Below are 20,637 nucleotides of genomic sequence, written 5' to 3'. Positions count from 1 at the left end.
TATGGCGAATATGGGCAGTATCACCAAATTCATTCAAGCCTTTAAGACCCATTTCAACCGTAACCGCAGCCGCACAACGGACGAGGACGAGGCACAGGAATCTCCAAAAGAACTTGAGGGAGATGCAAGCGACCAGAATCCCGGCGATGTCCGCATGAACAGCGGCGTGCACAAGAGAGTTTATGGGGTTCGACGCAAAATTGTCGGATTTACCGTCATTGGGCTTTTGCTTGCGTTCACAATGAGCTATGTCTTCTTTCAAGACGATCCCGGGAGCAAAGCCCCGCGCCGTCCAAACGGATCATCGGTACAGGAGACAAAGACACCATCACATGCGGGAGAAACTGCCGCAAAGGATGAACTCAGCTACCGTGATTTGCGTGCACTTGACCAGCGGAATCAGGGGGCACGCGTCGCGGCTGCGCAGCCGATGGATTCTGATGATGACCCGCATGTTGCAACTCGTGTAAATCGGGGCGATCCGGATGCCTCACCGCAGACGTATAGTGTTGCTGCGTCACCGGGGGGAGGCGTATATAGTGCTCCGGTGTCTACACCAGTTCCTGCTCCTGTTGCTTCGGCGGCAAATGCCGCGCTTGCTGCGGAAAAACGTGCCGCAGATGAACTTGAAAAACGATTTGCGTCTGCCATCGACTTTGCATTGGGAAGGAGCGGTAACAGTAATGCAGGAGGAGAGGCTGCCGTAGCAGGAGCCGCGGCGCAGCCGTCTGGAGAAGCATCAGTAATTCCAGTGTCGAACACCTTGCAGACCGCGAATCTGTCCCTTACCTCCGGAAGTCCCTATGTCGTTCAGGCAGGGACACTGATTCCTGCGATGCTCTTTACGGGGATTGATACCGCTGTTCCCGGGCAAGTAACGGCGCAGGTCAGTGCGGATGTTTATGACAGCCTTACGCGATCAAATCTATTGATCCCAGCCGGGTCACGGCTGCTTGGTACCTATAAGTCAGACGGTAGCGCGACGAATGGACGTGTCAATGTTGTATTTTCGACACTCATCCTACCGAACGGAAATGCCTTTGATATAGGCACGAGCATGGTGGCTGTCGATGGAGGTGGATATAGCGGGATTGTCGGCAAAGTGCATCGGCATACCTCCCGTGTGATTGGCGCGGGCATGATCTCAAGTGCGATCGCAGCACTTGGCTCACTTGCCAGCGGCAATACATCAGCACGCGACACCTATACAGGCGGTCAGATTGCTATGCAGGGGGCACTTGCCAATCTCATATCGACGACCTCGAATATGATGTCGCAGGGAGCAAATGTCCAGCCGAATATCACAGTGGAGCCGGGGCATACATTTCAGGTATATGTTGTGCAACCTGTTGCATTCGGCACGCCATAAAAATGAATTGAAAGCAGGTTTTGTTCAGGTGCCCAATTTGGGCACCTGAATCTTATAGAGAAAAGAGAGGTTTTCTTGTGTGGGAACTGGATGAAAAAGATCGCACAAAATTCTTCCTGATCTGCATTGCCGTTCTTGCCGTTTCTTACGTTGTCGGGAACTGGGCAACGACACAGATCATTGCTGATGCGCTGGATTATCATGAACTTTTGCCCGGACGAATCTACGGCAGCCTTTTTCAGCCGTTTGCAATCGACCAGTGGCGATCGGATCCAGCACTCTATGATGCCATCAAGATAACCATACGCAAATATTTCTATGTGGCGTGGATCGTTTACGGTGTGGGGATCTTTATCTGCTATCAGGTTTACCGCAGCATGATTCGTATGAGTTCACACGGAACGGCAGACTTCGCCAAAGCCGCCGACATCAAGAAAGCAGGGCTTGCTGCCAAAGAAACCGGCTTTGTTGTTGGAAGGAACCCATTCAATGACAAGATCATGCTCCATAATGGACCCGAGCACGTTCTACTTGTTGCTCCGACACGCAGCGGCAAGGGCGTCTGCAACATGGTACCGACGGGCATTTGCTGGAAGCACAGCATATTTCTCTTTGATCCGAAGGGCGAACTCTGGACATTCACGGCGGCATGGCGCAAGAAGCACATGGGGCAGAAAGTGATGAAATTTGAGCCGCTTTGCAAAGACGGCTCGTCGGCAAAATGGAATCCCTTTGCGGAAATCGACTTCCAGTCCTTTGAAGAGCTGACCGACGTATCTACCATCTCAGAGATGATGGTGAAAACGGGAGAGGGAGGCAGCAAAGATCCCTTCTGGGAGAACTCTGCCGTTGCGCTGATTAACGGTATTATCCTCCACCTGCTCTATAAGCATCATCAGGAAAAGAGACTTTTGCCTTGTCCGTCCGACGTTATGACGTTTCTGTCATCGCCGTCCATGAGTACGGAAAAGCTCTTTGCCACGATGAAAATGTACCCGCATATATCAAAAGCAGAGTTTTTGGAGGAGGAAACGGATCAGCAGAAATATACGAATCCCCTCAAAGAAATCTACGGCGAGTACATTGAGGATTTTCGCCCCTTTGCAAAGGCGTGTCCTGAATTTGCAAAGGCGGTTGAGGAGAACGAAATACGGGCACGCCGCTATGAGGAGGCACTGTCTGCCGGACAAACAGATGCTGCGCCTCCGCTCAGTAACCTTGACCTGCTTCGGGACACCATTCGCAGCCTTGAAACGAATCCAGATGAGGCGCAGCGGCGCACGTTGAATTTTTCCACGCCAGATATTTCTCCTGCGGCAGATAAGAAAGAGATCAACAAGATCATCCAGATGCACATTGAAAAAGAAGGTCCGTGGTATCTTCTTCTCGTGCATCCGAAAGTGGCTGAAGCTGCCGCCAATATGTATAACGGTGCAGATCAGACCGCCGCATCCATCATGCAGACGGCGCAGACGGCAATGGCTGTCTATCAAGACCCTCTGATCCGCAAGAATACGGCTGTGTCTGACTTCACGCTACGCGACTTGCTCGACCCGTCACAGGAGGTTTCTCTCTATCTCGTCCTTCAGCCGAACGACATTGACAAGCTGCGCCCGATCCTGCGCCTGTTTGTCAATACCATGCTCGCGAAACTCGTGCGGGATATGGAGTTTGAGCGCAAGCAGGATGCACAGGGGAATCCGGCAAAGGAGAAAAAACCAAAGAAGCAGAGGCTTCTTCTCATGCTCGACGAGTTCCCGCAGCTAGGCAAACTCGAGAGCATCGAGAAGTCTCTTGCTATCTGCGCAGGTTACGGTGTCAAAATCTGTATTGTCGCTCAGAGTATGGGGCAGCTCAACAAAATCTATACGAAAGACAATGCCATTCCCGGCAACTGTCACGTTCAGATTTACTTTACACCGACACTTGAGGATGGAGGCGGTACGGCAAAGACACTTTCCGACACGCTCGGTGAAAAGACCATTCATTCCTATTCAAAATCGAATAACGGAAAACCGTTTGAAGGGTCTACGTCAACCTCGAATATGGCGCGTAAACTCATGACACCGGATGAGGTGCGACGTATGCCCGCTGACCGTGAACTCGTCTTTGTTGCGGGATTCCGTCCCATTTATGGGAAGAAAATCCGCTACTACGAGGAACAGTATTTCATGGATCGCATCATGGATCCTCCGCTTTTTTCCGATACAGCGACACAGATACAGAGCTTTTCGCAGCTCTTTGCGGTACACGCAGCGGAACGTCAAAAGATCGAGGAGCGGCAACAGACCGTTGCCAAGGCACGGTTCGGTGCGGAGCGATTGCCCGAAGGAGCATCCGTTTCCGATGAAGTCGAAGCCACGAAAGGAAGTGATGATAATGGCAAACTTCAAACAGGTGAAGTTTTCCTCACTCAAGGACAAAATGAAGCGGAGTCTCGTGAAGCTGCCGGGAACACTCTCTCAGAAAGTGGAGGAGTTACTGAAACAGCGCAGCCCGAACGTTCGAAAACGCTGACGGATGCAGAGCGCCGTGCTGCATATTTAGAGGCTTGTCATGCGGCAATCCTTACATGGGCAAAGGAGAATGACGAACAGGATGAACGAAAAGGAGCATAACAGATGAGTGAATCCAATCGTGAAGTAGAGCAAGAGGTACGGGAACGGAGACTGAAGGTGTTGGAAACGTGCCTCGGTGCGTCCATCATGCACTATATGCACGACGACAATGTAACTGAGGTTATGGTCAATCCGGATGGCAGACTTTGGCTTGATACTTTTGATAAAGGCTTTCAGAGTACGGATATTATCATGAATCCGGAAAATACGAAACGCATCATTTACATGATTGCTGACATGTCCGGGCAGGTGATCGATCTCAAAACGGATCCATCCTTACAGGCGAATATCCCGGAATCCCGCCTGTTCGCAAACTGCCGCTTTCAGGCAGAACTGCCGCCGATCGTCACAGCACCGAGCTTCAACATCCGCAAGCACTCCAAGATCGTTATTACACTCGAAGATTATGTGCGGCAAGGGGCAATGACAGAGCATCAACGGGAAGCGATCCTTGCTGCCATTCATGGGAAGAAAAACATCATCGCGGCGGGAGGCACCGGCTCCGGAAAGACCACGCTGCTCAATGCCATCCTTGCTGAAATATCCGCACTGGATGAGCGCGTCGTTACGATTGAGGACACGAAAGAACTCAAGTGCACGGCGGAGAACTATGTCGCACTCTCGACCACAGACACTGTGGACATGGATAATCTGCTGCGGAAAACGCTGCGCCTCTCACCGAATCGGATTGTTGTCGGTGAGGTGCGCGGCAAGGAAGCATTGACGCTCGTTGATGCGTGGTCAACCGGGCATCGCGGGGGCTGCTCCACCGTACATAGTGACAGCGCCCATGATACGCTGTTCCGTCTTGAGGATCTTGTCAGTCGCGTTTCCATCTCCTCACAGCAAGCGGGCATCGCCCGCGCCATCGATGTGATTGTCTACATCGAGCGCAGGGCGGCATCGCGTGTCATTGCGGAGGTACTATCCATTGATGGATGGGACAGAAATGCCCATGATTACATAACGCATCGGCTGGATCAGGGGAAAGAATGATACCGGCTGTGAAGGGGCAAATTACAGCAGACTTATAAAAACGTGCAGTATTTTTTTACTGCATGGGTTTACAATAGAATGCGGGATTCTTTATTCCACAGGATAGAAGATGTAATTTTAGGGAGGAAAACACAATGAAAATCCAGCGTGTAAAGATGGAACTAAGCAGCAAAGTTGCGGCGATGCGCAGCATCACAAAGAAGGATGTTCTGTCCTTCGCGAAGGCATCACTGCCGACGCTCGCACTCATGGGGCTTTATATGCTTCCGGCAGCCGTTGGCTTTGCTTCTGAGGGAACGGAGATCCAGACAGGAATCGACCCGCTCGACAAGCCTCTCAACGTTCTTGCAAGCGCTCTCACCGGACCGATTCCGAAGCTCGTTATTGCAGGATCGATCGCCATGGGCGGCATGAGCTGGGCAATGGGCTGGGAACAGCAGATCATGAACCGTTGCGTCAAGGGAGCGGGTGGTGGAGCAATCGCACTCGGCGTTGGCAAGTTCATGGAGAATATGTTCGGTACCGGAATCAGTGGATCCTTGTTCTAAGGAGACATTATGGATGAGAATAAAAACGTGCAGGAAGCCTCGTGGATTCATCTTCCGATCTACCGGTCGCTGACGGAGTACATCCTATTTATGGATGTGCCCCGCAGCTGCATTGTCTGGAATGTAGGCGCAGCTCTTCTTATTCTGCTGACCTTTGGGCTGTCCTATTGGTACATTCTGAGCGTGAATGTCCTTGTGCATTTCGCTGTGCGTTATTTCTCAATGGAAGATGCTCAATTCTTCGAGTGCTTCAGTCGCTACTGGTCAAAGCGCGACTACTACTCAACGTAAAGGATCGTATGCTATGTCTTGGAAAGAGTATCATCTCGACAACAAAACAATCGCAGACTGGCTGCCTTGGGGAGCATTGACCCATGAGAATGTCATGCGCAATAAAGACGACAGCGTTTTGGGGGTGATCCGCTACAAGCGGTTCGACCCTCCGCAGAGGATTCCGTTCTATGAATGGAAAAACCCGATCTATCTTCCGTCGTTCCGTAGAGGATGGAGTATTTGGCTCGAAGAGCAGTATGCGGAAGATGGGGATGTGGAGTGCTTTCTCACCCTTTGCTGGAATCCGTTCCTCAAAGATGGCGTAGTGGTGAACGGTTTTCAGGATGAGCCGCAGTCCATCTACGACATGGAATATGATCTCGCGATGACGCTGCGGCGCATGGCATGGAGTTTTCCGAAGGACGCGGAGGCAACTGTTCTTTCCTATCAGGAAATTGTCGATTACCTTACCTTTTCCTTGACGCTTGGACGTACACATGTTGCTATGCCGGATATTCCGGTCGATCTTGATGTTTTTCTGACAACAGGGATTGATCTTGACTTTGCGAGCAATCATGTGCGCCTCGGGGATGAGCAGTTCCTCGTCCTGACCCTTCCTTCCGTCGTCGGTTCACAGGAGCTTGTGCTGCGTCAGATCACAGAGGATCTTCATGGTGTCGGGATTCCGTGCCGTCATGTACAGCGGCTGCTGCTTTTTGATAAGACGGAAGCAGAAAAGGAACTGCGCAGATACACAGGGAAATGGTGTCCGTCACGAAAATATATCAAAGATATTTTGACAGGGCATACATTGCAGCGGCTGAACGGCTACTACAACAATCAGACCGTTGCCCTTGTCTCACAGGAAGACTACGCGCGGACAGAGGCATATCTTGAAAAGCTGCTTGGAATGCTGGGGATTCCTTATATCGTTGAAGATTTTAATGCCAAAGACCTCTGGTGGGGCAGTCTTCCCGGACTTTTCCGTGCAGCAGTCGTTCCGCCGATCTGTGGTTTTCGGACGATTGAGGAGCTTCTTGCAACAAAACATATACCACAGCATACGACCGAAACACCCGTACCAACCCTGCCGCCGGAGATCGAGGATCTGATTGATCTGCCGATGGAGTGGGAGGAGAGTGAATATGTACCAACTTAATCTGTTCCGGCGCAAGGTAGATCGTCTCTCGGATATTATGCCGTTCGGGCGCATAATGAGCATCAGCGTTGCGGATCAGCGCGTTGCCGTCTGCATCAACAAGGACGGTTCGCTCCTTGCAACATGGCGTTATCGCGGTCCCGATTTGGATTCCTCTGTGGAGGAGGAACTTTCCGTTATCGCAAATCGGATGCAGGCATCGATCGCTGCAATGAAGACGGGGTTTACGCTCTACTTCGAGGCGCAGCGTGTCCCCTCTACCGCATACGAGACGACAAATGCTTTTCCGGACATCGTAACGCGGGGGATGGATGCAGAACGCTGCCGCCTTTTTTCGAGCGGTATGTATTTCGAGTCTCATTTCTATGCAACACTTCTGTTTTTGCCGCCGAAGGATCGGCAGGAGCAGCTCAAGGAGTTTATTGTTGAGGGGCGCGAGCGCAAAGTCACCAAAGCGGATGATGTGTTAGAAGCGTTTGGCGAGCAGCTCCACAAGCTCTACCTGATGTGTCGTAATCTACGCATTGATACGGAATTTCTTGATGAAGATGGGCTTTTTACCTATCTTCATTCGATGGTCTCCGATCGACCGCGCCCGCTCAAATATCCGCAGACACCGTTTCTGCTGGATAAGTACCTCTATGACACGCCGCTGTACGGAGGGCTTGAGCCGCAGCTCGGACGAAAGCACATGCGTATCATTGCGCCGATCTCCTACGGCAAGGAGTCCATTTTTGGACTCTTTGACGAGTTTCATCGGCTCGACTTTGCGTACCGCTGGGTGACGCGTGTTTATTGCATGAGCAAGAATGATGTGATCAGCCAGCTGGATAGTGAACGTCGGCAATGGAAGGGGAAAACGCAGTCGATTTCCTCTACGATTGCCGATGTCACCGTGCGCGACAGCGTACAGAACGCCGAAAACATCGATGATGTCGCCGTTGATCGCATCGCCGAGATTCGGGATGCGATGAACGCCGTTGAGGGCGATCACATTTCTTTCGTCTACTACTCGACGGCGATTATCGTCATGGACGAGGATCGGGAGGTAGTAGAGGAAAAAGCAAAACTCATTCGGCAGATCTTTATCGAGCGTGGTATGCAGCGTGTCAAAATCGAGGACTTTAACGCTATCGATGCGTGGCTCGGCTGCATTCCGGGTCTCGTTGGGGCAAATATCCGCAGACCGCTGATCTCGACCGGCAATCTCATCCACATGATGCCGCTTGCCCTTGCATGGGCAGGAGACGAGCGAAACAAGCACCTGAATGGACCGCCGCTGCTCTATACGCAGACGGATGGAAGCACACCGTATCGGCTCAATCTGCACATCAAAGGCGTTGGTCACTCACTCATGATTGGACCGACAGGAGCCGGTAAATCCGTCCATCTCAACTGTATTGAGGCGGCATTCCGCAAATATCCGAATGCACGCGTCATTATCTTTGATAAAGGCGCATCAAGTAAAATCCTCACGATGGGTGTGGGCGGCAAGTTCTACGATGTCGGCAAATCCCGTTCACTTTCCTTTCAGCCGCTTTCCCGCATCGATGATGAGGATGAGCGTCAATGGGCACTGGATTGGCTCTGCGACTACCTGCGCGAGGAGGGCGTTGAAGTTACGCCCGACCAAAAGAGCATCATTCGTGATTCACTTGCCACGGTAGCAGGAATGCAGGAGAGCGACCGCACCATGACGACGTTCATCAGTTTTCTGCAAAACAGGGAACTCAAAACAGCGTTCTATCCGATGTCCCTTGCCGACAATCAGGGAAACAAGGGCGAATACGGCGAGATATTCGACAGCAACGAGGATCATCTTTCGATCACCAGCTGGCAGAGCTTTGAGATGGAAACCCTGATGAATGCCCGCCGCATTGTCGGCACGACGCTCATGTATATCTTTCACCGGATAGAACAGGTCGTGAAGAGTGCGGAGAAGAAGAATCAGGAGCCGACACTCATTGTTCTTGATGAGTGTTGGGTCTTCTTTCAAAATCCCATGTTTGCGGAGAAAATCAAGGAATGGCTCAAGACGCTGCGCAAGTACAACACGTCCGTACTCTTTGCTACGCAGTCGCTGGATGATATTGCGAAGTCTCCCATCCTTGACACCGTACTCTCCTCCTGTCAGTCTCGTATCTTTTTGCCGGATAAGCTCGCGATCACGGAGAGCCGGATGGAGCTTTACCGGCAATTCGGTCTCAACAAGCAGCAGATTCATCTGCTTGCCCATGCACAGCCGCAGCGGGAATACTACTATGACAGCCCGCAGGGGTCGCGTCTTTACAACCTCGCGCTTGATCTCTGTCCGTTCACACTCTCATACGCAGCCGTAGGGGACGTTGCGCTTGCGAAATGCCAGCGCATCATCGAAAACTACGGCGCAGAGAACTTCAACGAATACTGGATCAAGGAAAATGAGCTTGTTGTTCCGGAATATCCGAAAGAGGAGGCGGCAGCATTATGACAACCAGCATCATCTTTCTCTGTGTCGTCATGATCTGCTATTTCGCAATTCGGGTCAACTGCATTGAGACGCGTATGAATGCCCTTGAAGAAGCATTGAATCAGGCGGTCAAGGAAGGAAAAATTGATACGAAGATACTCGGCAAGCCATTCGGCGGCGGGGCAGGGGGCATCGGAGATTTCTGGTCGGCACTCAAATCCGCATGGAAAGAGAGGTGAGCAGGGTGGACGCTGCACTCGCTTACCGTACAGAAGCCCTTGCAATGCCGAATCTTCTTGCCGCTGTAAGGCGCATCGAAAAGAATGTGCTGCTCTCCATGAAGAACGAGGGGTACGGAATCAATCAGCTGCGTACGACCCTGCATGAAAGCCGTTATCCCCTTCTTTTCGACGATCAGGACGCTGTAAACGAATATTTTCGTGAGATTCTGCCGCAGGGGGCAGCAGAAGAAACAAATTTCAATCTTCCTGCACCGGGCGCACGTTTTAACGCACTCTATGAAAAGCCATTGCGGCAGATTGCAGGAATCCTAGCGGCTGCGGATCAGGGGATTCTCGAAAATATGCGCAAGCAGCATATTCCACGAGGAGAAGTACGCGAGGAGTATCTCGGCGGAAGCCTCTACGGCATTCTTGCCGGTGATACAGCAGAGCGCACCGCATTTGAGCATCGTGTCTGGAAAAAGCACCGAACGATGATCGTGGAATCCGTTAAAGCAGAGACGGAGGGAATGAAGCCGCTTTTTCAGGATATTTGGGAGAGCCGCAGCAAGGATGCAGCACGCCCTGTTGCCGTGCGTGAAGGGGAGGCTCTTACGCGTTTTCTTCGCACTTCTGATGCACAGGAGGAAACGGCGGCACAGCTTTTGATGGGGACAACCGACTACGAGGGGCGGGATAAAGAAGCGTATGTGCGGAAAATCGCCTCCGCTACCGTCCGTGAGATCGGCGCGTATGAGGCGATCGATGCGGCATCCGCAGATGTGGAAAGTGACACAGAAGTCTATCGGGCGTGTCTCAAAGACGCGATGCGTACATTGCGGCGAGATACCCTTCCATACGAAGCGGAAGCGCAGATTGTAGGGGCATTGCGTTCTGCGGGCATGGACGAAGAGATGCTGCGTGAGGGGATCCTCCGCGCATCGCCTCTTCTCGCTGCCGCAGGGAGGGATTCGGATAAGACCCTTGCGGCACTTTTGTCGGGAGAAACAGAACAAGCCTCTTTCCTCGATGGGGATTATGTGAAGTTTGCGGACATCTATCAGCGTCTCATCACGGATTATGATGACGTGCTCATCGATGCCGGAGCGGATTCCGGTGTCGCTGCAGATCGTCGGCATTATAACGTCTTGGCAGCGCGGGAATTACTTACAAAGTACGGCGCAAGCGAGGAGGAGGTCAGGGAACTGCTCCTCGCTTTTGGTGGTATCCCGGATCATGAACGGACACAGGAGTACCTAAACAAAATTCTTGCAGAAGCGAGAGAAGTGCAGGAAGTGTCCGCCGGGATTATTACTGCAAAAGAACCGCAGACGGATATGTCGTCCGTTTGGGAAGGTGCCCCGCGTACGCAGGGTGATGCCGTACGCATCCGAACACAGGATGCGCCGGAGGCAGCAGAGGAGGTTGAGAAGGTACAAGAAAGCACGCCTGTGCTCCTTGCGACCGACAAGAAAAGTATTCGCGAAGCGAAGCACAAGCTCAGGTCGTATTCCTTTGCGAGTGAGCGCATACGCGTACGCGGCGAGAAAGATGCAGAGGAAATGTATGAGAACTGTCGTGAGGAGATTGAGCGGGATATTCCGCTGCCATTTAACGGGCAAATGGATGAGCAGATCATCCTGCATCTTTTCTCCATCGGCTATGAAGAGCGCGAGATCGAGAATGCAGTTCAGCATAATTCCCCCCGCAGACGCTCGCAGAAGGATTATGCAAAGAATATCGTAAAGAGCGTTCAGGCGCGGAATTTGGGGCTGCAGAACGTCATAAAACAAGCCGAGACCAAATATTTACAGACCAAAATGGAGCAAGGACAGACGCTGACTGCCTATGAAAAAGAGCGTGTCCTCGTTCGTGATGTGCCTACCGGCTAGGGAAAGGAGAAGAACCATGTTCAAGAATTGGAGTACGAAACGCTTACAGATGGCAGTTGTTACGGGACTGCTCCTTGGTGTTACAACGCCCTTTGCAGCAATGATGATGCGCAGTCATCAAACAGAGGCAGCCGTTGCCGTATTCGATCAGAAGAATATCGAAGAAGCAATCAAGACGGCGATCACCACAGCGAAAATTCTCACCACAGAGGAGAAAGAGCTGGGGCTGATGATTCTGGATGCCAAAAAAATTAACCTTGACATGCTGCAAGGCTGGATGCAGAAGAACAAAAAAGCGGAAGACCTCTGCAAAACGATTGACATTGTTCAAGATATTGTTGCGCTCAAGAAAGAGGGGAAGATTCCCAGCATCCTCAACGTCAACAGTTCGGCGACCGCGATTCTGAAAAATGAGATCGGGGCGATCGAGGATGCGATCAATGGAAAGACGACCCTTGTCGATTTCTATAAGCAGACGCAGAAGAACCACAAAGCACTGGATGCGACCTACCGTGCGGCTGCCGAGCGTGCAAAGGCTTCGCAGAAGGTCACGGAATCGACGAACGAAACTGTTCATGAGGCTGTCGCTGCTGCAAATAAGGCAGAGGGGCAACAGCAAATGCTACAGGCAGGAATCCAGATTGCCGCTGCGGGGGTATTACAGGGAGCCGACCAAAAGGAGCTTCTCGCCCAGCTCCTTGCTATGCAGGCGCAGAAGTGGTACGTCGATAACACGGAAAAGGCACAGACAGAGGCACGCGATCGTGCGGTAGCGAACAAACTGCATGATTTTGCAGGAAAACGCTAAAAAATATGAACGCTTGAAAAAAATATTCAGGTGCCCAATTTGGGCACCTGAATATAATCGCAAGATGTTCACGAATGGATTATATAAGGTGATGAAAACGGAGGAGCACATGGGGACAGCAGGGATTGCACGAAAACTAAGGGAACGTCTGCACACGAAACACATTCTCCTCACGCTTGCCGTTTTTGGTCTTATCCTCTTTCAGATGAACGGCATCGGCTTTGCCGCAGGTAGTTCAGAAGACATTGCGAGTGCCGGAACGGGACTGGGCGGCACATTCGATCAGAATTTGACGACACTTGCAAACGGCGCAATCAAGGCAATGCACATTGTTCTTGTCGTCATGACGGCGATCGCGGGCATGATGGTCGCATTTGGCATTGAGGACGGTAAAAAATTCGTCTGGCAGCTCATGCTGGGCGCAGGGCTTGCCTTTAACTTCGGCTCATTTTTGATCGGTTCGGGGGTCTGGTCGATGGCAGACCAGACGGCGCAGACGCAGCAGGTCGAATATTACACACCGGAACTTGTGAGCGGCGAAGGGTCAAGCGTCGAGGACATCAGCATCCTTGGTTCTTTTATGAACCACTACACCGAGCATGTGATTGTGCCCGGTGCGGAGAATATTCTGCCCTACTGCCTCCGGCTCCTCATCATCCTGACCGTCGTACAGGCGACGTGGGAGCTGTCGGTTAAGTTCATGTCGGGGGATAAGCTCCAATATCTCATCAATATGACCCTCAAAATGGGATTCTTCATGTTCCTCATGATGAACTGGATCAGTCTCATGGGAGCACTCATGTCCGGCTTTGAAGTACTCGGCTTCCGTGCGGGTGGGAATAATACAGCCATCGCCAATAATGTCGTAGGCGAGGCGAGTGATACATTCGTGCAGATTGCATTGAAGATGTTTACGGCAATCTGGACACCGAACGCTGACAGCTGGATTCCGGATGTCGTACAGACCATCGCAGCGGTCATGCAGCCCGGCGTACTCCTTCTCGACATTATTTGCATCCTCGTCATCGGCGGCTGCCTCTTTATGGTCGCGCTGGAGATGTTTATGGCGCGAATCGAGTTCTATACGATGGCGCTGCTTGCCCTGCCGTGTCTTGCATTCGGCACGATGAACAAGTTTAATTTCCTCACGGAAAAGGCAATCGGTGCGATGTTCAATCTCTCGCTCAAGGTCTGCGTCATCGCATTCCTATCGGCTGTCTCAAAGCCGTTCATCGAAGGTTTTGCCGATAAGATCATTCAGGCGAATAATCCAGCCGAAGACCTTGCATTGCTGTTTCAGGCAGTGCTTGCATCGCTCTTGATCTTCCTGCTCGTCAAGAAGATACCGCAGCTCGTCTCAGGACTTCTCAGCGGACAGCCCCAACTCAGCGGCAGCGATATGACCGGTGCACTTAAGGGCGCGGTTGCGGGTGCTGCTGCGGCAACGGGGAACATTGCCGCAGCACAGGCGGCGGCAGCAGCGGCAGGAAACGGCGGTATGAAAGGGACACTCACACAGCTCGGACGCAATTATGTGATGAGCCGCAGCCCGGTACGGAGCTATCGGGAGGCGATTGACAGCTTCCAGAAGACAAAGGACAATACAGGATCACGTATCCTTCAAGAACTGCGCTCTGGAGTGGACAGCCGAAACAGGCAAAGGTCGAGCGCGGGACAGCCGGATAATGAATCCAATTGAAAAACAACGGACAAGTTATTCTGTCCGCTGTTTGGAGTTTATCGCTGATTCTGCTGTTCGAGCCGTTCGACGCGCTCGCGAAGATTTTTGTTCTCTATTAGGAGTTCCTTGAGCATTTCTTTCATTTCACGGATATGACAGTTGTTCTTGTACACGCCGTCATCCATTCTGCGGATGATATAGCCAAATTCAGGAGATGCGTTTGCGGGTCCGCTACCGGTAACATAGCCGATTTCTAGGGGTTGTGTAAGTTTTTCATGTAGTGTCATCTCTGGAGTTTTTTGAGCAGGGGGTGGCGCAGGATTTTCCTTCTTCGATCCCCAGAACAGTCCCATTATCATCATTCCTTCCGTTTTTTCTTACCGTAGCACAGTTCTAACACCTTGACAAGTCCTATTTTTGAGAGGAGGTCGATGTATGCGCCACGTTTTGACCGTATTTGCCGCTTTGTTCGCCCTCCTCGTTTCTTTTGCTCCGGCGCAGACCGCAGCGGCGATGACAATGGTCTCTCCGGTCGGTCAGCCGATGGTCGTAACCAGTCCGCAGGGGCATCGTATTCATCCGATTACAGGACAGCCATCCTACCATGCGGGTGTTGATCTTGCTGTCGATTATGGAGATCCAATCTATGCTGCCGCATCGGGCACGGTGAGTTATTCGGGCTGGATGCAGGGCTATGGAAACACCATCATGATCGATCATGGAGGGGCACTCTATACTCTTTACGGGCATAATCAGGAACTTCTGGTCGGCGTGGGGGAGTATGTAACGCAGGGAATGCTCATCGCAAAAGCGGGGAGTACGGGCAATTCGACGGGACCGCATTGTCATTTCGAGGTGCTTCCGAATGGTGTCTATGGGGAGCCAACCGATCCCGGTCTCTACGTTCCGGGACTGCTCGAACTGGAGAAGGCAGAGGGCGGCGGATTTGGGCTTGGTGGTGTAGATTTCCACGGGCACACAAAGGATTGGGCGGTCACGGAGGATTTTGCAAAGCCCATCAGTGATCTCGTGAACAAGGTCGTCGAGCTTATTACGACAGGGCTGGAGACGTTGCAAAACTATGTGACGAAGATATTCTTTGTCCTTGTGGCAATCGATCTTGTGCTTGGTGCAATGAACAAGGCGATGATGCCGACGAGCGAAGACCGCGAGGGACTATTTAAGTGGCTCGTTCGACGGGGGCTGTTCTATGGGTTCTGTCTTGCTCTCCTCTACAACTGGGGGGATTTTGTCGGCAACCTTTCGCTTCATGGTTTTCCTGCTCTTGGCGGGCTTGCCGGTGGAAATCCGGAAGCCGCAGAGGCAGCAGTCTCCGATCCGACAAAAATCGTACAAAAGGGCATGAACATCATTGCTCCGGTATTTAATGGCGTGCTTCATTCCGGCAGTGCATCGGATGTTTTAGCACTGTTGCTCGGTGGTGCGGGTGCAGGTGCTGTCCTCCTCATGCTGATCCTTGCCGTCATCCTATTTTTGCTGTTCTGCCTCATCGGCTATTATATCGCGCTCGCCTACGTCGAGTTCTATATGACGGTGCTGTTCAGCTTTACGGTATTCCCGCTGGCGGGGCTAAAGCATATGCGTCATCTTGCCTCGAATGGCATCAACAGTGTATTTGCGGCATCGATCAATCTCATGTTCTTCTGCCTCTTTGCTGCGATGCTCCAATCGACGATGGAGCACATCGTCGTCGGCGAACTCATGTCACAGACCGTACAGGCGCAGTCTGCCGGAGGAGCACCCGGTGCGTCAAGTGTCTCTATCTCCGGTCGTCCAAAAGCTGAACTGGCTTACCGTATCTCACAGATCATGCAGGAGCGGTATGGAAAAAGTATTTCTCCTGAATGGATTTGGGCGCAGCTTGCACTCGAATCCGGGCACTTTTCGAGCGCACTCGCCGTTGAGGATCACAATTATGGGGGGATCAAGGCGTATAACGGGGCGAAAATAGCGGGCATATCGCCGGAGGGGGATTATTACCGTCACTTTGACAGCGATGAGGAGTATGCTCAATTTGCGGCATCGAACTATGACGCTTACGCTCCTGATGGGATCTATAATGCAAAGACCGTACAGGAATTTGCGGCGGCACTCAAGCACGGCGGTTATTTTGGCTCTTCGCTCGAATCCTATACAGCTACCTTGATGGGGATCCTAGGAGGAAGCGGCGGTGTTGTGAAACAAGCTGTTGCAAACAACATACTGCTCTTGCAGCTCATTCTTGTCGTCCTTATGTATATGTATTTTGCTGATCGTATCAGCAAACTTGTCAATACGCAGTTCGGCAGCTCTGGATTTAAGCTCTCCGATCAGCAAGGCATATTCCGGTGAGGGAGGTTACGCATCATGGCAAATCGATTCGGCAAGTATGGAAAGAAAGTGTTGGTTGTCGCCGCGTTCACCATTGCTGCGTCATCAGGGGCACTCGTCTCCAATGTCCACAAAGGAGAGGCATGGGGGTGGTGGGGTCCGTGGGAGCCTGAAAATTACTGGGATCCTGTGCGTATCTCGTGGCGTGATACCTTCGACCCTCGGCACTATTTTTTCGGAGATTTGGAAGGGCAGGGCGGTTCCGTCTATGACTATACACGCATTATCAAATCTGTACTCTTCGGCGAAAAATTTCTACATATTGTCGAGAATATCGCAGAGCAGCTCGGTATTGACATCATCAACAAGATCCCTCTGGATCCAATGGTTATGCACCTTGCCACCGGCATGACAGAGCAAAAACAAAGCCGTGCTGCTGAATTGCACAACACAATGCAAAAAGACCTGCTCACGGAGAGCACCTCGTTCCATTCCTACAATGAGGGGCACGAAGACTATGAAGCACCGCGCAATCTTGTGCGCCAACGCAAGGAGATTTCCGCATCCGCAGCCAAATATGCGCAGCTTGCAGAGACGGCAATCGCAGACAACGATAACACGAGAGAGACCGTACACCGTCTTGTGGAAGCAGCTTCCAACGCCAAAGGCGAAACAGAGCTACGTCAGATTATGGAGCAGCTGAACGCGCTTAGTGTCGCGGATCAATCACAGGTGACAGCCCTGCTTGCAGCGAAGGTTCAACTTGAAAGCGATCAGCGTCAAGTTCAACTGGATGCTGAAATCGAACGAGAGAAACAGGCGCAGGATGCAAAGATCATTGTCACTGATCCGTATAACGAGGAGCGTGCTGCTGCGAGCGGTTACGAACGTGAAAAGCCGCGTGGGTTTGTTCGCTTCAAGTAAGACAAAGGCGCATCGAAGGTGGGATATGGTCTTCGATGCGCTTTTATGGTATAATGCGAACAAAGGGGGCGATACAATGATTCCGTATGAAGTCATTGAAGCAAAGGAGATCCTGCATGAAGGTTTTGCAGAGCTTTTGGCAGATGTGAGCCGTATCAAGGATCGCATGGGACTTGATCCGCAGGATGCCGTGCATCCGGTGTCCGGCTTCCAAAGCGAACTCCGCACAATCTTGCACAGGATTCTTGGCGACCGCTACAACACGCCCGAAGATATAGCGGAACTGAAGCAGGAGTTTGTGCGTGCTCGCGCTTACGTTCGAGAGTTGGAGACAGAAGATGCCGGAGAACTACAGCGCAAAGGAGCTTGATGAACAAAAAGAAAAAATCAAAGCCGATTTATTAGGCGCGGTCACACCATCAAAAAATCCACAGGCATATCTTCTTGCCGGGCAGCCGGGGGCGGGCAAGACAAAACTTGCAGATATATTCACCCGGCAGCATAGCGGCAACATCGTCTTTGTTTCGAGTGACGACTACCGAAAGTATCATCCTCGCTACGGAGAATTACAGGCAGCATACGGGGATGATGCCGTGCTTCATACACAGAAATTTGCGGGCAAGATGACCGAAGCACTCATTGATGATCTGAGCGCATCTGGCTATCATCTTATCATTGAGGGGACGCTGCGGACAACGGAAGTGCCGCTGCGGACACGAGATTTACTGCGGAGCAGGGGATATGACGTATCACTCAATCTAATCCTCGTGCGTCCGGAGGTGTCATATCTTGGAACGCTGAAGCGGTATCAGCAGATGAAGGAGATAGGGCTTACGCCTCGCATGACACCGAAGGAGCATCATGACCTCGTGGCACGTTCCATCGTCGATCATTTGCATACGCTCTATGAGCAGGATGCGTTCCCGCAGGTTCGCGTCTACAATCGGGCTGGCGAATGCCTCTATGATCGGGAGAAAACGCCATTTCGCGATCCTTCCGAACTCTTTCGCGAAGAGTTCTCGCGTGATCTTACACATCATGAGCGCGAACGTATTGTACGCGACTGTGCACCATACGTCAGTCGCGCTCGGGTAGAGGAAACACTGCACGCATACGAACACTTCTTTCCCAAGGAGGAGCGCGGCAGAGGAGCGCGGTAGCTTTACAGAGAATGAATAGGAGGGATTTTCTTGTATCGAAACATTTTGTGTATGACCGCTCTGGTCATGGTGCTCTTTATGGGGACTGCTCTCGCTGCGCCGCGTGCAATGACCGTGGATGATGTCGCGATCGCCGGCGTTGCTCCCGGCAATGATCTCAGCTATGTGCGGAGCATCTACGGTGAGCCGGACAGCGAAAAAACAATACGGATAGGCAACTATAATCACCCTGCATATCTGGTTGATTATTACGGGCAGGGATTTGTCATCACCTACAACATCATGGAAGATGGTGCATGGAATCCTCTTGTTCAGACCATCGAGAGTACGAACGGTGCACTCGTTATGCCCTCCGGCATCCACGTTGGCATGAAGATTGCGGATGTGCAGCAGATATTTAACAACTTGAAGGAACAACCATCTGATAAATCTGGTGAAAAAAAGTATGTATCACCACTTGACGGATTTGGTGTTACTCTTTCCAATGGAAAGGAAGGGATACGTTTCCTTGTCCTGCAAGTAGATCAGAAGGGGATTGTTCAAAAGATTCTTCTCACCGACAAATACGCTGACATATAACAAGACAGCACAAAAAACACCTGCTTACGGGAATATCCCGCAAGCAGGTGTTTTTCAGTGCGTTTCTTTGACCTCCGGTGCCCATTGCTGCGCCTGTTCTTCAATCATTTTCGCAATCTCGTCGTCGCTTGGAATCTCATGCTCTGCGTAGGTGTTTGGGAATCCGAAGTCATGACCGAACATATCGACCGCCTGATCTTGCGTAATAACCTCGCCTCCGATAAATTCCGGACGATCGGGATTCACATGAATTGCATTGCTATTTACCTGCATAGAAAGTCCTCCTTCTCTGCCTATCCTATCTATCAAAATTATACATGATGTCCGGTGGTAAATCCATGCACTTAGAAAAATGTGCAGTTTTTTCATTCTGCATGACTTTACAATAGAGACAAATGTATGACAGGAGGCACGCAGATGGTAACGGTACATACACTCATCGATGAGAAGGAACGATTCTTAAACGAGCTGCGCCACAACAAAAACCGCTTTCGTGACTTTCTTGGTTCAATGGCTGCACATTACAGGCAGCCGATTGAACGGCAGATTGCACTCTTTTTCCACGCGCCCGCTGCGGGACGTGCATACGCGGATGAGGCACTATGGCAGCGTCTTGGTGCACAACTACAGGAGGGGGCAGAGGGCGTTCCTGTGCTGAATGAGGACGGCAGAAGTGTTTCCTACGTCTATGATCTGAGCGAGACGCAGAATGCAGAAAGCCCGCAGTTTCGGCGTCTCGTTTGGACATTTGACGCAGAGAAAGACACGGATGCGTTGCGAAAGGTTTTCGGAGGGGAAACAGAGAAACCTGTAGAAGATATTGTTGTTGATGGAATGTCTCGTTTGAAAGAACAAGGCTTTGGAGAACTTGAGATTTTGGGGGCAACGTATCTGGTTCTTGAGCGTCTGGGGATGGATGCCGAGGAGCATATAGGACTGTCACTCATCCTTGCACCGTATGAGAATGTAGATGCAAAGCATCTTTTAGGAGATATTCAAAGAGCTGCAATGACGGTTCTTGACCCGCTCGCAAAGGAAATCCGTGCGCGTGAACAGCGGGATGAAGAAAGGACGGTAAGCGAATATGAGGGCATTTTCGGAGAGAGAGATGATGCTTCTGACGGAGCATCTGCGGATGGAGCAGCATCTGCGCGAGAAGATCGAGCAGGAGAACGCGGAGATCTTCAACCTGATGGAGCAGTACGGGGAGATGATGTACCTGTATCAGGTGGAGGGGCTGTCTCCGGAGGCAGAAGCGCAGCTCGAACAGCTGAATCAGGTGACGATCGACGCGGGAGTGCAGCGGGCGATTCGGCAGGAACAGATGGAGGAAGCGGCGCAGGCGGACGAGAAACCGTTCACAGCGGGACGGTGGGCGCAGATTCGGAGGACGTATCTCCAATCGTATCGACCGGAGGAGTGGCTGCGGATGTTGCAGACGGGAGAAGCGGCGCAGCATCTGCAGCAGATACAGCAGGAGACGGAGACGCGCTATCGGACGATGTACCAACAGGAGGAGGAGCGGCAGATTCTGGGACAGGATCTCAAGGGACTGGAGGAGATTCGGCGCAGCCGGATGATCGAAGCACAGATCACAGAGACCTTGACGGCAGACCTATCCAACTAGAC

At 51.7% G+C, this 20,637-nt stretch carries 19 protein-coding genes; 17 read left to right on the top strand and 2 right to left on the bottom strand.

Annotation, left to right across the window (positions count from 1 at the left end; all coding sequences use genetic code 11):
- The first annotated feature begins 1 nt into the window (after position 1).
- The 11 genes from QU667_RS11050 to QU667_RS11000 all read left to right on the top strand — a co-directional run bounded on the left by QU667_RS11050 (position 2) and on the right by QU667_RS11000 (position 14,032).
- Positions 2-1,369 (top strand): TraB/TrbI/VirB10 family type IV secretion system protein, encoded by a 1,368-nt coding sequence (locus QU667_RS11050; RefSeq protein ID WP_304987220.1) that lies wholly within the window; start codon positions 2-4, stop codon positions 1,367-1,369.
- A gap of 77 nt (positions 1,370-1,446) precedes the next feature.
- On the top strand, positions 1,447-3,987 hold the full coding sequence (locus tag QU667_RS11045; protein ID WP_304987219.1) for a type IV secretory system conjugative DNA transfer family protein: 2,541 nt from the start codon (positions 1,447-1,449) through the stop codon (positions 3,985-3,987).
- Positions 3,988-3,990: 3 nt separating this feature from the next.
- Positions 3,991-4,983, top strand: a complete 993-nt coding sequence (trbB, locus tag QU667_RS11040) for a P-type conjugative transfer ATPase TrbB (protein WP_304987218.1) — start codon at positions 3,991-3,993, stop codon at positions 4,981-4,983.
- A 134-nt stretch (positions 4,984-5,117) separates the two neighbouring features.
- On the top strand, positions 5,118-5,531 hold the full coding sequence (locus QU667_RS11035; RefSeq protein WP_304987217.1) for a hypothetical protein: 414 nt from the start codon (positions 5,118-5,120) through the stop codon (positions 5,529-5,531).
- A 9-nt stretch (positions 5,532-5,540) separates the two neighbouring features.
- Positions 5,541-5,822, top strand: a complete 282-nt coding sequence (locus QU667_RS11030) for a VirB3 family type IV secretion system protein (RefSeq protein WP_304987216.1) — start codon at positions 5,541-5,543, stop codon at positions 5,820-5,822.
- 13 nt (positions 5,823-5,835) lie between these two features.
- The gene (locus tag QU667_RS11025) at positions 5,836-6,963 is read left to right on the top strand and encodes a hypothetical protein (protein ID WP_304987215.1); all 1,128 of its coding nucleotides are present in this window, start codon (positions 5,836-5,838) and stop codon (positions 6,961-6,963) included.
- Positions 6,950-9,433 carry a TraG/VirB4 family ATPase gene (locus QU667_RS11020; protein WP_304987214.1) on the top strand — a complete coding sequence of 828 codons (2,484 nt, stop codon included), beginning with the start codon at positions 6,950-6,952 and terminating at the stop codon, positions 9,431-9,433. Before QU667_RS11025 ends, QU667_RS11020 begins: the two co-directional genes overlap by 14 nt.
- Positions 9,430-9,651 (top strand): L-PSP family endoribonuclease, encoded by a 222-nt coding sequence (locus QU667_RS11015; RefSeq protein ID WP_273106177.1) that lies wholly within the window; start codon positions 9,430-9,432, stop codon positions 9,649-9,651. Before QU667_RS11020 ends, QU667_RS11015 begins: the two co-directional genes overlap by 4 nt.
- A 5-nt stretch (positions 9,652-9,656) precedes the next feature.
- Positions 9,657-11,525: a hypothetical protein gene (locus QU667_RS11010; protein WP_304987213.1), complete on the top strand. Its 1,869-nt coding sequence runs from the start codon at positions 9,657-9,659 to the stop codon at positions 11,523-11,525.
- Between the two features lie 16 nt (positions 11,526-11,541).
- Positions 11,542-12,333 (top strand): hypothetical protein, encoded by a 792-nt coding sequence (locus QU667_RS11005; protein ID WP_304987212.1) that lies wholly within the window; start codon positions 11,542-11,544, stop codon positions 12,331-12,333.
- A 91-nt stretch (positions 12,334-12,424) separates the two neighbouring features.
- On the top strand, positions 12,425-14,032 hold the full coding sequence (locus tag QU667_RS11000) for a type IV secretion system protein (protein WP_304988459.1): 1,608 nt from the start codon (positions 12,425-12,427) through the stop codon (positions 14,030-14,032).
- Between the two features lie 38 nt (positions 14,033-14,070).
- Here QU667_RS11000 and QU667_RS10995 read toward each other — a convergent pair whose 3' ends face one another.
- Complete coding sequence (locus tag QU667_RS10995; protein WP_304987211.1) at positions 14,071-14,376, bottom strand: hypothetical protein; 306 nt, start codon at positions 14,374-14,376, stop codon at positions 14,071-14,073.
- A gap of 73 nt (positions 14,377-14,449) precedes the next feature.
- Here QU667_RS10995 and QU667_RS10990 point away from each other — a divergent pair, with 73 nt between their 5' ends.
- Genes QU667_RS10990 through QU667_RS10970 form a run of 5 tightly spaced genes read left to right on the top strand, consistent with a single transcriptional unit; the run spans position 14,450 to position 19,008 of the window.
- Complete coding sequence (locus QU667_RS10990) at positions 14,450-16,366, top strand: peptidoglycan DD-metalloendopeptidase family protein (protein WP_304987210.1); 1,917 nt, start codon at positions 14,450-14,452, stop codon at positions 16,364-16,366.
- Positions 16,367-16,381: 15 nt separating this feature from the next.
- Positions 16,382-17,269, top strand: coding sequence for a hypothetical protein (locus tag QU667_RS10985; RefSeq protein ID WP_304987209.1), 888 nt, complete (start codon positions 16,382-16,384; stop codon positions 17,267-17,269).
- A 25-nt stretch (positions 17,270-17,294) separates the two neighbouring features.
- Entirely contained in the window at positions 17,295-17,639 is a 345-nt protein-coding gene (locus tag QU667_RS10980; RefSeq protein WP_304987208.1) for a hypothetical protein, read from the top strand.
- Complete coding sequence (locus QU667_RS10975) at positions 17,608-18,429, top strand: zeta toxin family protein (protein WP_304987207.1); 822 nt, start codon at positions 17,608-17,610, stop codon at positions 18,427-18,429. The genes QU667_RS10980 and QU667_RS10975 overlap by 32 nt, the downstream gene beginning before the upstream one ends.
- A gap of 51 nt (positions 18,430-18,480) precedes the next feature.
- Positions 18,481-19,008, top strand: a complete 528-nt coding sequence (locus tag QU667_RS10970; RefSeq protein WP_304987206.1) for a hypothetical protein — start codon at positions 18,481-18,483, stop codon at positions 19,006-19,008.
- 54 nt (positions 19,009-19,062) lie between these two features.
- Here the strand turns inward: QU667_RS10970 and QU667_RS10965 are convergent, their stop codons facing one another.
- Positions 19,063-19,281: a hypothetical protein gene (locus QU667_RS10965; protein WP_304987205.1), complete on the bottom strand. Its 219-nt coding sequence runs from the start codon at positions 19,279-19,281 to the stop codon at positions 19,063-19,065.
- Positions 19,282-20,116: 835 nt separating this feature from the next.
- Between QU667_RS10965 and QU667_RS10960 the strand changes: the two genes are divergently transcribed.
- Entirely contained in the window at positions 20,117-20,635 is a 519-nt protein-coding gene (locus tag QU667_RS10960; RefSeq protein ID WP_304987204.1) for a TnpV protein, read from the top strand.
- Positions 20,636-20,637: the final 2 nt, after the last annotated feature.

Origin of the sequence: Selenomonas dianae (assembly GCF_030644225.1) — a bacterium.
GTDB lineage: Bacteria > Bacillota > Negativicutes > Selenomonadales > Selenomonadaceae > Centipeda > Centipeda dianae.
This window is presented reverse-complemented; position numbering and strand designations above follow the sequence as displayed.